This is a genomic window from Enterococcus sp. AZ128 (assembly GCF_051714485.1).
Taxonomy (GTDB): Bacteria; Bacillota; Bacilli; order Lactobacillales; family Enterococcaceae; genus Enterococcus_A.
In genome coordinates this window covers 53,625-65,537 of the sequence record NZ_JBIORZ010000002.1, presented here as the reverse complement: position 1 = coordinate 65,537, position 11,913 = coordinate 53,625, and the positions used below count along the sequence as shown (strand labels likewise).

Annotated in this window: 9 protein-coding genes; all 9 read left to right on the top strand. The window is 39.1% G+C overall.

What is annotated here, in order from left to right:
* Positions 1-39: 39 nt before the first annotated feature.
* The 9 genes from IGI38_RS12115 (at position 40) to IGI38_RS12075 (ending at position 11,841) form a co-directional block, all read left to right on the top strand.
* On the top strand, positions 40-810 hold the full coding sequence (locus IGI38_RS12115) for a Cof-type HAD-IIB family hydrolase (RefSeq protein ID WP_438730630.1): 771 nt from the start codon (positions 40-42) through the stop codon (positions 808-810).
* 257 nt (positions 811-1,067) lie between these two features.
* On the top strand, positions 1,068-1,838 hold the full coding sequence (locus IGI38_RS12110) for an HAD family hydrolase (protein WP_438730627.1): 771 nt from the start codon (positions 1,068-1,070) through the stop codon (positions 1,836-1,838).
* Between the two features lie 103 nt (positions 1,839-1,941).
* Positions 1,942-3,189 carry an MFS transporter gene (locus IGI38_RS12105; RefSeq protein WP_438730624.1) on the top strand — a complete coding sequence of 416 codons (1,248 nt, stop codon included), beginning with the start codon at positions 1,942-1,944 and terminating at the stop codon, positions 3,187-3,189.
* A 426-nt stretch (positions 3,190-3,615) separates the two neighbouring features.
* Positions 3,616-4,020, top strand: a complete 405-nt coding sequence (locus IGI38_RS12100; protein WP_438730622.1) for a pyridoxamine 5'-phosphate oxidase family protein — start codon at positions 3,616-3,618, stop codon at positions 4,018-4,020.
* A 213-nt stretch (positions 4,021-4,233) separates the two neighbouring features.
* Entirely contained in the window at positions 4,234-5,910 is a 1,677-nt protein-coding gene (kdpA, locus tag IGI38_RS12095; protein ID WP_438730619.1) for a potassium-transporting ATPase subunit KdpA, read from the top strand.
* Positions 5,911-5,926: 16 nt separating this feature from the next.
* Entirely contained in the window at positions 5,927-7,957 is a 2,031-nt protein-coding gene (gene kdpB / locus IGI38_RS12090) for a potassium-transporting ATPase subunit KdpB (protein WP_438730616.1), read from the top strand.
* Between the two features lie 13 nt (positions 7,958-7,970).
* On the top strand, positions 7,971-8,501 hold the full coding sequence (locus IGI38_RS12085; RefSeq protein ID WP_438730613.1) for a potassium-transporting ATPase subunit C: 531 nt from the start codon (positions 7,971-7,973) through the stop codon (positions 8,499-8,501).
* A 68-nt stretch (positions 8,502-8,569) separates the two neighbouring features.
* Positions 8,570-11,140: a DUF4118 domain-containing protein gene (locus tag IGI38_RS12080; protein WP_438730610.1), complete on the top strand. Its 2,571-nt coding sequence runs from the start codon at positions 8,570-8,572 to the stop codon at positions 11,138-11,140.
* 11 nt (positions 11,141-11,151) lie between these two features.
* Complete coding sequence (locus IGI38_RS12075; protein WP_438730607.1) at positions 11,152-11,841, top strand: response regulator transcription factor; 690 nt, start codon at positions 11,152-11,154, stop codon at positions 11,839-11,841.
* Positions 11,842-11,913 lie beyond the last annotated feature (72 nt).

Here is an 11,913-nt window from a genome sequence, read left to right as displayed (position 1 = left end):
TCAGCATGGACATTGACACCAGGGTGAAAGGATGAGTAGATGAGAAAGATGGCATTTTTTGATTTGGATGGTACATTGTGTCATGGGTATAGTTTGGCATTAGGTGATGGACTCATGGAGGCTTTTGATCAACTGCGAGAAAATGAGGTACAGCCAGTGATCGCAACGGGCCGGAGTTTTTATGAAGTGAAGGATCTGATACATAAATTGAAAGTCGAAAATTTTATACTGTCTGACGGTTGTTACGCATACTTTGATGGAGTGACTGTTTTGAACGAAAAATTTTCTAAGCCGGAAATTGAATCAATATTAATGATTGCAGAGGAACATGAATTGTCCGCCGGCTATTTTAATCAGCAAGGTTATGCGGTGACAGATTATTCAAAAATTGTGCAAGAACATGTTGCGTATATGGGGGTTGAAGAGGTGCCGGTCTCACCGACTTTTTACCAGACGAACTCAGTCAATTTCATGAATCTATACATGGATGTCAAAAAGGAAACGCAATTAAATGAGCGGCTTTCGGCCATGGTAGATCGTCAACGGGTTGCACCATTAGCGGTTAGCTTACTCCCTAAAAATGTCTCCAAAGGCTCAGCGATTAAAAAAGTATTGGCTCAGCTTGGCGACTCCGAAATAGAGACGTATGCTTTTGGTGATAACAACAATGATTTGACGATGTTTCAGCTAGTCGATCATGGTGTAGCAATGGCTGAGGCAACGGAACAGTTGAAGGATCATGCAGCTTATGTGTCGCAAACGGAAAATGGCGTGTTGGAAGGATTAGTGCATTATGGACTGATATCTTAGAAAGGTAGTTGCTTCTAGCTTAAGGGACATGGTATGATTCTTTTTGAACTGGAAAACTGGAGCTAGGGTTCCGCTCAAACGAGGACTTGCGACCGAGGGCTTCATCTTTTACCGTATGTAAAAGGCACCTATTGATATAAAAAATCCGAGGGGAAAGGTTCAGTGTATTTGTGATGCACTGACTTTTCTTCTTTTTTGTGTATTCAGAGAAACGTCATTGCATCCTTTAAATAATATTTTTGGAAGGATGGATCTGTGTGAAGAAAGTAGCTTTTTTTGATTTAGATGGGACCTTGTGTTCAGGAGGAAGTTTGGTGGTGGAACAGGAGATAATTGAAGCTTTTGATAAGCTGAGAGAAAACGATGTTTTACCGATTGTTGCGACTGGACGCAGTTATTATGAGGTAGAAAAATTGTTGCGGGTACTGCAGGTAGAGCATTTTATTTTATCAAACGGCTGCTATGTTCGTTTTAATGGAAAAACGATTCAAGATGCGCAGTTTTCTCATTTCGAAGTTGAGAAAATTTTAAGGATTGCAGAAGATAATCTCCTAGCAGCCGGCTTTTTTAATCAGCGGGGGTTTGCGGTGACGAACTTATCATCAGTTGTTAAGGAACACGTAGCCTATATGGGTATCAAGAAAGTTCCAGTATCCGCTCATTTTTATCAAAAAGAACCAGTCAATTTTATGAACCTTTACTTAAATGCGGAGTTGGAAGAAAGATTAAATAAAGAAATAGCGATTGTGGCAGATACGGTTCGTTTTGCTCCTCTTGCTATTGATGTGCTTCCAAAAAACATTTCAAAAGGAACAGCGATTCAGAAGCTTTTGCAATCCATGGCTGGTACACAAATAGAAACCTATGCTTTTGGTGATCAAAATAATGACGTAAGTATGTTTCAGTTAGTCGACTATGGAGTCGCGATGCAGCATGGGACCAAGCAATTAAAAGAACAAGCTTCATACGTAGCCAATACAAAAAACGGTGTGTTGGAAGGCTTAACGTATTATGGGTTAATTTCTTAAAAAAGTATCAAAAGTGTGAGAAAATAATGAGACTTTAGGCTGATGCTCTAAGATTAAGAATTCGTTAAGATGAGCTTATCAACTAAAGAGAGTAGGAAAGAGTGTGAAAGGGAATAAAAAAAATATTATCTATTTGATGTTGGGGCAATTTATTTCCGTATTTGGCGGAGCTATTTTACGATTTGCATTATCACTATTTGTTTTGGATGTTACTGGAAGAGCGGATATTTTTGCGACGGTTTTAGCAATTTCCAGTATTCCAGTATTATTTGCGCCAATCGGCGGAGCAATCGCGGATCGTTTTGATCGCAAAATTTTAATGGTTTTGATGGATATAGCTAATGCAATTATTGCAGGATTGTTGTTTTTAGTAGTAGGAAGTTCAGAATCTGTTTTAGGAATCGGAGTGTTGATCTTCATTTTAGCAATTGTGGGCAGTTTTGATACCCCTGTTGTGGGAGCTAGTATTCCTTTATTGGTAGAGGAAGAAGAACTAGAAAAAATCAACGGCTTGTCTAATGGGATATTACAATTATCAAACGTTGTTGCGCCGATCATTGGCGGTGTTTTTTATGGATTAATTGGAGCAAAAATGTTGATAGCCAGCAGTATTGTCTTTTTCGTTATTGCGGCAATTATCGAAAGCTTCTTGAAAATTCCTTTTGAAAAGCGAGACAAATCGCCTGGTACCATTGCACAAATTTTAACCGCTGATTTGAAAGATGGATTTAAAGAAGTAAAGAATAATCAAGTTATTTTCAAATCCATCGTTATCGCAGCAGCAATCAATTTTGTATTGACGTCATTCTTTATCGTAGGACTTCCAATTATTTTACGAATGACTTTACAGGTCAATGATACAATGTATGGAATTGGAATGGGTGTTTTTAGCTTAGCCAGTATTATCGGAGCGATTTTTGCCGGACCATTAACGAAAAATATCAAGTTCAATAATTTTTACCGAGTGTTCACTTATTCAGGGATTTTATTACTAATCATGAATATTTTATTGAGTATGACTAATGTTGGAGTAGGATTCATAGTGGTAGTCGTAATGGAAATCATCATTGGTATGATGTTAAGTGCTATTTCGATTTACTTGATTACCTTGGTTCAACGAATTACACCCAAAGAGAATCTTGGAAAAGTCATGGCTACGATCATTGCTGTTGCGCAATGTGCTGTTCCTTTAGGCCAATTATTGATGGGACTGATTTTTAGAAATACGACAGTCAGTGTTTTCGTTCCATTACTTCTCATCAGTGGACTAGTTCTTTTGATATCTGGTGCATGCTTCATGATGTTCAGAGAAACCAAAGAGAGTGACATTTATACTGTAAAGGATAACTAAAGCGACTGTTCTATATTAGCCATTCTTAGCCCGCAGAATCGATAGCCTTATAAAAATGTGCTGCCTATAGTTATCTATAGGCAGTATTTTGTCTTATTTTTACTATTGCAACGGTAATCAGCAGTGTTTGGCAATTATCTGCGGGAAGAAGAACTGACTGATACGACTGTTCATATTAACAATCATGCAGCTATTATTGTAATTGGCGTGTTAATTCTTGGAGGGTAGAGGCTGTCCAATTGAATGGCGAACTTCTTAACTATAACAATCTCTATGGATGGGTCCTACTGTTAGTATTCATTTTTCTTTTTGACTTTACAAAAAGAAAGTTAAAATGGAAAATAGTTGTTAAATGAAAAGTAAATAGCGTTTTTACTTATGATTTCTAAGGTCAAAAGAATTATTCTTTTAAGAAGGGAGCAGGTTATGAAGTTTGAAAAAGAATTATTGAGATTGGTTGAGGAACAAAACCTTTGTTTTTTGGGTTCTGTGACGGAAGAGGGATATCCAATGATACGTGCGATGTTGAGGCCGATAAAAGTCGAAGAGAATTGTTTGTATCTTCATACCAATACCTCCTCGAAGAAAGTCAAACAGTTTTTGAGTAATCCAAAGGCCTGTTTGTATTTTTATGATGCTGCAATCTTTACGGGCATTACATTGATCGGAGAAATGCAGGTACTTTCACTGGAGCAGGAAAAAACCGATTTTTGGCAGGATGACTATTTGATTTATTATGAAAAAGGCGGCGGGTTGTCTGATTTTACAGTACTAAAATTTACATCCGCTCATGGAGAGTTTTATCAGAATTTCACTGTAACAGCTTTTTAAAAAAGACGATATAAAGATAGTGTAAAGAAATGAACGCAAGTTTCACACTATCTTTAGGTCTTTTTTTTTATGCTTAAAGAGTAAAGAAAATCAGTTAGTTTATTTAACTGGTTGTTTTGAAAAGGAGTGAAGTGAAATGACGATTATTTTAGGAATTATTGGACTCTTATTAATGATCTATCTTTTCTGGTTTTTATTTAAGGGGGAAGAGTTATGAGCAGCGTGATTTATCAAGGATTATTTTTCCTATTCATATTATTGTTATTGGCAGTGCCGTTAGGCTGGTACATTAAAGAAATCATGCAGGGGGAAATCCCTAAAGGAGTACGCTTCTTACAGCCAGTAGAACGTTTATTTTATAAAGCGATTGGACCTATCAGCAAAAAAGAAATGTCAGCGAAACGCTATGCACTGAATGTGCTGCTGTTAAGTTTCTTCTCGATCGTACTTTTGATTGCTATTTTGATGACACAGCACTTTTTACCGGGAGGTTCCTCAGTAAAAAATCTAACGCTGCCGTTAGCGATAAATACGGCCGTCAGTTTTGTGACGAATACCAACTGGCAAGCATATGCAGGTGAAACGACTTTATCAAATGCATCGCAAATGTTTGGTTTGACAGTTCAAAATTTTGTTTCAGCAGGTGTGGGACTTTCTGTTCTGGTAGCATTGCTTCGGGGACTTTCACAAGTCAAAAAGAAAGCATTAGGAAATTTTTGGCAAGATTTAACCCGCGGTTTAGTTTACATTCTGTTGCCGCTATCAATCATTTTTGCTGTTTTATTAATTTCACAAGGGACCGTTCAGTCTTTCCAATCCGGAGTCGCTTATCAAGGTGTGGAAGGGAAAAATCTTTGGTTGTATTTAGGTCCGGTAGCTAGTCAGGTGGCAATCAAACAACTTGGTACAAATGGTGGTGGTTTCTTTGGTGCTAACTCAGCCTACCCATTTGAAAACCCAACACTATTCTCAAACTTTTTAGAGAATATTGCGATTCTGTTGATCCCAGCGGCATTGATTTTTGCTTTTGGCTTTTGGGTCAAGGATTGGAAACAAGGACGAACGATCATGGTAGTATCCTTATTTTTCTTACTATTAGCTTTCGTCGGCGTTGCTTTCAGCGAGTATTACGGGCCTGAATTTACGCGTGTTCTTGGATCGACCAATCTGGAAGGAAAAGAAATTCGCTTCGGCATTGGCTGGTCTAGCTTATGGTCCGTCGGTACGACCGCCGCTTCGAATGGTTCGGTGAACGCGATGTTGGATAGTTTTACACCGCTTGGCGGCGCCATTCCAATGTTCTTAATGCAGCTTGGCGAGATCATTTTTGGTGGTGTTGGGAGCGGACTGTATGGAATGTTGGCATTTCTATTGCTGGCAGTTTTTATAGCAGGTCTTTTAGTTGGGCGGACACCTGAATATTTAGGTAAAAAAATCGAAGCTTTTGATATCAAAATGGCTAGTCTAGTTATCTTGACACCGTTGATGTTGACGCTTTTCGGGGCAATGGCTCTAGTTCTGCATCCAGAGGTAATGTCTTGGTTAACGAACCATGGTTCCCATGCTTTCACTGAATTGCTTTATGGGGCAACTTCACTGGCCAACAACAACGGAAGTGCTTTCGGTGGGTTGTTAGCGAATACGACATTCTTAAATCTTTTAGGCAGTTTAATGATGGCTATTTCAAGATACTTGCCGATCATCGCTATCTTGCTTTTAGCGGAAAATATGGGCAGTAAAAAGAAAGCGGCGTTAAGTTCAGGCACGTTATCCACGGTTAGTCCAACATTTGTTTCTATGTTGATTATTGTTATTTTGGTAATTGGAGCTTTAAGTTTCTTGCCATCATTGGCACTAGGTCCGATTGCGGAATTCTTTACGATGAAATAGATGGAGTGAGTAAAAAATGAAAAAAATCTATCAATGGGCAGTGGGACAATCCTTTAAAAAATTGGATCCACGCCAACAAGTTAAAAATCCCGTGATGTTTGTCGTCTATTTAGGTGCGCTCATCACTACAATATTATGTTTCTACCCAATGGGTGTACCGTTATGGTTTAACATTTCAATAACCATTTTTCTTTGGTTGACTTTGCTTTTTGCGAATTTTGCTGAAGCTGTTGCAGAAGGACGAGGAAAAGCACAGGCTGATAGTTTGAAACAAGCAAAAAAGGAAGTCATGACTTATAAAATCAACAGTTTAGAAGATGTCAAAGAAGAGAATTTCATTGAATTACAGTCTTCTGATTTAAAGCGAGGCGATTTGGTCTATGTACGTGCAGGAGAGCAAATCCCAGCTGATGGTGATGTAATCGAGGGGGCTGCATCAGTAGATGAAAGTGCCATTACTGGCGAATCAGCGCCAGTAATTCGTGAATCTGGTGGGGATCGCAGTGCGGTTACTGGCGGAACAACCGTCGTTTCTGATTATTTAGTGATTCGTGTCACCTCGGAAAACGGTCAATCCTTCTTAGATAAAATGATCGCCATGGTAGAGGGAACTCAACGAAAAAAGACGCCGAATGAGATTGGTTTGCAGATTTTCTTGATTACTTTGACGATTATTTTCTTAACTGTATCGATTACTTTAGTCCCATTTACCGATTTCAGCAGTCAGTTATCTGGTAAAGGGGAAGCTTTATCACTGATTATTGTGATTGCTTTACTAATCTGTCTGGCGCCAACGACGATCGGGGCCTTAATCTCTTCGATCGGGATCGCAGGCATGAGCCGCTTGACGAAGGAAAACGTCATTGCTATGAGTGGTCGTGCGATCGAAGCAGCAGGTGACGTGGATGTTCTTTTACTCGACAAAACAGGAACCATAACATTGGGAAATCGCCGAGCAAGCGAATTTTTGCCAGTCCATGGTGTCAGTGAAGAACAGTTAGCGGATGCGGCGCAATTATCTTCTTTGGCTGACGAGACAGCAGAAGGTCGCAGTATCGTGATTTTAGCAAAAGAACGTTTCAACTTGCGGGAAAGAGAATTCCAGCAATCAGAGGTTAAATTTATCGATTTCAGTGCAAAAACACGCATGAGCGGAATTGATTATCGCGGTGACGAGATTCGCAAAGGTGCCGCAGACACCATGAAAAAATATGTACAATCTAAAGGAGAGGACTATCCATCTGAGTGTGACAAGATTGTTGATAAAATCGCTCGAGCAGGTGGAACACCTCTAGTAGTTGTAAAAAATAATCGTGTGATGGGTGTCGTCTATTTGAAAGACATCGTTAAGAATGGTGTAAAGGAAAAATTTGCTGATATGCGTAAGATGGGTATCAAGACCATCATGATCACTGGTGATAACCCCTTAACGGCGGCAGCGATCGCAGCGGAAGCGGGAGTAGATGATTTCTTGGCAGAAGCTACCCCAGAAAATAAAATGAATCTGATTCGCGAGTATCAAGAAAAGGGGCACTTGGTCGCAATGACTGGTGATGGGACAAACGATGCACCAGCATTAGCGCAAGCCGACGTTGCGATGGCGATGAATACAGGAACACAAGCCGCGAAGGAAGCGGGGAACATGATTGATTTGGATTCCAGTCCAACAAAATTGCTGCAAGTCGTACAGATTGGGAAACAATTGTTGATGACTCGAGGTGCGTTAACTACCTTTAGTATCGCAAATGATATCGCTAAATATTTTGCGGTGATTCCAGTACTGTTTTACAGTATTTATCCGCAACTGGATCGATTGAATATTATGGGATTAGGCAGTCCACTGACTGCGATCCTGTCCGCTGTCATCTATAATGCAGTCGTTATCGTGGCCTTGATTCCACTAGCATTAAAAGGTGTGAAGTATCAAGAGAAACCGGCTAGTCAAATTTTGCGTCACAATCTGCTGATTTATGGACTTGGGGGAATTATTGCACCATTTATTTTTATCAAGATCATAGATCTGATTCTCTCACTGATCATTTTATAAAGGAGGAGCAACTATGAAAAAAAGTATTCTAGGCAGTTTGCGTTTTTTGATTTTGAGCCTGATCGTTTTTGGCGGGCTATATACCGTTGCAGTTACCGGCATTGGTCAATTGTTCTTTTCAGATCAGGCTAACGGCAGTCAGGTTTCAGTGAATAATCAAGTTGTTGGTTCAAAGTTGATTGGACAAACTTTTGAACAGTCAAAATATTTTTCAGGACGTAGTGAGGAGGTTAGTCAGCTATCACCTGTTTCGGCGGAGCAAAAGCAATTAGTTGAGAAGCGTACCGTTGCAGAATTGGAAAAAAATCCAACAGAGAAAAAAGTTCCGAATGATCTCGTGACAGCATCTGCCAGTGGTGTGGATCCGGATATTAGTTTGGCAGCGGCTCATTTTCAAGTTGCCCGAATTTCTAAAGAACGTGGCTTGTCTCAACAATCAATTCGTAAACTCATCGATAAACATAGCCAAAAAGATTGGTTTTCAGACCGATTTTATGTCAATGTTTTGCAGTTAAACCTAGCATTAGATAAACTAGGAATATAATAAAGAACAATTCTCTAACCAAAAATGGTTAGGGAATTGTTGTGCATCCAAAGAGAGGAGGACTGCTGATGCAGACAACAGAAGAAATGCAATCTGGCGATGGACGCCGAGGTCGATTGCGGATATTTTTTGGCTTTGCGGCTGGTGTTGGGAAAACCTACGGTATGTTGGCAGAGGCTCATGAATTATTGATGATGGGAAAACATGTTGTTGTCGGTTATATCGAACCTCATGATCGTCCAGATACCAATCGATTATTAGAAGGATTACCGCAAATTCCTCCTAAGAAGATTTTTTACAAACAAATGGTTTTAACAGAGCCGGATATTGATCAAATCATTCAACAGAAACCCGAGATCGTGTTGATTGACGAGCTGGCTCATTCCAATGCGGAAGGTTCTCGAAATCGTAAACGATACCAGGATATTGATGAACTGTTGAATGCCGGAATCGATGTTTTTACTACGGTCAATGTTCAACATATCGAAAGTTTGAATGATATCGTTGAAGAAGTTACCGGAATCGAGGTCAAGGAAACGGTGCCGGACACTTTTCTACAGCAAGCGACAATAAGAGTGATTGATGTGGAGCCAGATGAGCTGATCGAACGACTTGAACAAGGAAAAATATATGCGAATGAAAACGCGAAACGTGCCTTGAAAAATTTTTTTATTCCGCAAAAATTGGACCAATTACGTGGATTAGCAATTCAGCGAGCATCGGATCATATTAATCGAATTAGCGGAAAGACAATTGGGATACAAAGTAAATTATTGACAGTAGTGAACGATGCCTTTCCAAAAATGACCGAAAAATGTATTCGCTGGACAGCGCGTTTGGCTCAAGGTCTAGCTGCCGATTGGACAGTGATTCAAGTTCGCACGCAAGAAAATACACCAACGAACATTCCTTTAGCCGATAAATTAGGTGCGGAGGTCATTAGTATTGAAGAGGATGATAGTTTTGAGACGATTGTCGAGTTCGCAAAAATGACGGGCGTTACCGATATTATTATGGGGAAAAATCTACGACAGCCATGGTATGAAAAAATCTTTATTGAAGCGTTTGATGATCGCTTGTTAAAACGATTGAAAGATACAGAACTTCATTTAATTCCTTTCAATGAAGAAAAGCGGTCTTTATTTTTTAAGACTCGTAAAGTCATTGAGGGCGGCGGAAAAGATTTAGCGATTGCAATTGGTGGTGTTTTTCTAGCGACGGTTGTGACGGAATTGATGCAATATATCCACGTTGGTGATCAAAATCTGATGCTTATTTATATTTCATTCGTATTATTAGTCGCTCGAACGACATCCGGTTATTTTTGGAGCGCATTGTCCTCCATTTTAAGTGTTTTGTCTTTTAATTGGTTTTTTGTCGAACCATTATATTCTCTGACAGTGTATAAGCAGGGCTATCCTTTTACTTTATTGATCATGTTAGTTGTTGCTTTGATGAGCAGTAATTTAATGATCCGATTAAAGAAACAAGCCGATACTTCGATGGAAAAAGAGCACCAAATGGAAATCTTATACGAGTTGAACAAACAATATGTGTTAGCGGAAAGTCGAAAACAAATTCTTGATATTTCTGCTACTTATTTATCAAGGTTATTGGAACGAGAAGTGATTATTTTTGATCGTCAAGCGAAGACAGAGAGTGTTTATTGTATCGACGGAAAAAAATCAATATTAAATAATAAAGACGAAGCTGCTGTAGCCTTTTGGGCAGCAAAGAACCAAAAAGAAGCTGGGAATGGTACAGACACACTAATTGGTGCTAAAGGATTCTATTTACCGATTGTTGCAGGCAGGAAGACGTTGGCGGTATTGGGCATTGAACGAAATGCAGATCTTGATTTGGAAAATGATCAGCTCAATTACTTAAAATTGGTTCTGACGCAAATTGCAGTCATCTTGGAACAAACAGAATTGAAAGATGAGAAAGAGCAAGTTGAGTTAGAAAATGAACGGGAAAAAGTCCGCAGCAATTTATTACGAGCCGTATCTCATGATCTGAGAACACCATTAACTGTTATCTCAGGGATTGCTGAAACATTAGGCATTGGAAATGATTTAAAAGAAGAGACACAGAGAAAATTATTAAAGGATATTCAAGAAGAGTCACAATGGCTGATTCGGATGGTTGAAAATCTTTTATCCATCACGCGAATCAACATGGATACTATGAAGGTTAATAAAACTGCTGAACCAGTAGAAGAGATCATCGAGGCTGTTTATAAGCATTTGAGGAAAGTCTATCCAGACGGCCAAGTGGATGTTCACCTACCAGAAGAGGTCATCTTTATTCAAGCGGACCCCATTTTGATTGAACAAGCGTTGTTCAATCTGATAGAAAATGCGTTTCGTCATGGAGAAAATGATCTACCAGTCAAACTAAACGTCTATCAGGAAAAAGAACAAACAGTTTTTGAAATTGAAAATCACGGCGAAATTCCATTAAAACAATTTCAAAAGATCCAATCAAATTTGTCCAGCACGAATGAAGTACCGGTTGATTCAAAAAATGGCTTAGGAATCGGATTGAGTATTGTAAAAACAATCGTCCATGCGCACAATGGTAAAATGGAAATGACGATAGGTGGGGGCAAAACATTGGTTCGAATTTATTTGAAGTGAGGGGAAGAATTATGAAGCAATCCATTTTATTGATTGAAGATGATCCAAATATTACGGATTTTATGGAAGTCGTTTTGGGACAGGAACGCTATCAGTTAACGATTGCTAGTACTGGAATGGAGGCATTGACTGCTTTTCAAACAACATCGTTTGATTTAGTTTTGTTAGACTTAGGATTACCAGATATTGATGGGATTGATTTGTTAAAAATCCTTCGCAAGCGAATGCATCTGCCAATCATCATTATTTCTGCTAGAAATAATGAAGAGGAGAAAGTTAAAGCGTTGGATTTAGGTGCGGATGATTATGTAACTAAACCATTTGGAACGAATGAATTACTTGCGAGGATTCGTACAGCCTTGCGCCATCAAAACGTTCAAACGGAATCACTAACTGTCGTGGAAAACAAAGACTTGAAAATTGATTTCGAAAAACAGTTAGTTTATAAAAAGGGACAAGAAATCCATCTTACAAAAAACGAATATCGAATTTTAGCGCTGATGTTTCGTCAGTTGGGGAAGGTAGTTACGTATCAAACCTTGATGACAGAAGTATGGGGCCCTTACAGCGATGACTCGCAGACATTGCGGGTGAATATGTCTAACATTCGTAAAAAGATCGAAAGCGATACATTGAAACCAGAATATTTGATTACTGAGATCGGAGTGGGCTATCGTTTGCGTGATCATCGTTCGGAATAATAAAGCAAAAGTTCGCGGCCAAATTACTATTGATTTAGAAAGTAATTTGGCCGCTTTGCTTTAACCATCTAA

Excerpts from the sequence above, each read along its gene's own strand:
- IGI38_RS12115 (WP_438730630.1), top strand. The coding sequence starts at position 40 with ATGAGAAAGATGGCATTTTTTGATTTGGATGGTACATTGTGTCATGGG.
- IGI38_RS12100 (WP_438730622.1), top strand. The coding sequence starts at position 3,616 with ATGAAGTTTGAAAAAGAATTATTGAGATTGGTTGAGGAACAAAACCTT.
- kdpA (WP_438730619.1), top strand. The coding sequence starts at position 4,234 with ATGAGCAGCGTGATTTATCAAGGATTATTTTTCCTATTCATATTATTG.
- kdpB (WP_438730616.1), top strand. The coding sequence starts at position 5,927 with ATGAAAAAAATCTATCAATGGGCAGTGGGACAATCCTTTAAAAAATTG.
- IGI38_RS12085 (WP_438730613.1), top strand. The coding sequence starts at position 7,971 with ATGAAAAAAAGTATTCTAGGCAGTTTGCGTTTTTTGATTTTGAGCCTG.
- IGI38_RS12080 (WP_438730610.1), top strand. The coding sequence starts at position 8,570 with ATGCAGACAACAGAAGAAATGCAATCTGGCGATGGACGCCGAGGTCGA.
- IGI38_RS12075 (WP_438730607.1), top strand. The coding sequence starts at position 11,152 with ATGAAGCAATCCATTTTATTGATTGAAGATGATCCAAATATTACGGAT.